This is a genomic window from Mesorhizobium sp. M00.F.Ca.ET.216.01.1.1, from assembly GCF_004010325.2.
GTDB lineage: Bacteria > Pseudomonadota > Alphaproteobacteria > Rhizobiales > Rhizobiaceae > Mesorhizobium.
On sequence record NZ_SADR02000471.1, the window covers coordinates 1 to 297 of the forward strand.

The 297-nt window shown below is 67.0% G+C and carries 2 pseudogenes; both read left to right on the top strand.

From position 1 onward, the window contains the following. Positions 1–134 (top strand): annotated as a pseudogene (locus EN859_RS40115) (PhoH family protein); the annotation flags it as partial. A gap of 12 nt (positions 135–146) precedes the next feature. Further along, positions 147–297: pseudogene (locus EN859_RS40120) on the top strand (rRNA maturation RNase YbeY); the annotation flags it as partial.

The following is a 297-nucleotide window of genomic DNA, read 5'->3' on the forward strand; positions in this document are numbered from 1 at the left end:
TCGACGGCGTGCCGGGCATCGTCACGGTCCGCTTCAATGAGGGCGACGTGGTGCGGCATCCGCTGGTCGCCGAGATCGTCAAGGCCTATGACCGCGACGGCAAGCTCGCCAGGGGGCTGGGCGCGGAAAGCTGATCAAAAGGCCGCATGGCTGAAGAGACGAGAAACGCCGGCGCAATGCCCGTCGACATAGATATTTTTGTCGAGGCCGGCGACTGGCCCGCCGAAGGCGAGCTGACGCGCCTGGTCGATCGCGCCGTCGAGAGCGCCTTTGCCGAGACCGGCGCGGACGGCAGCT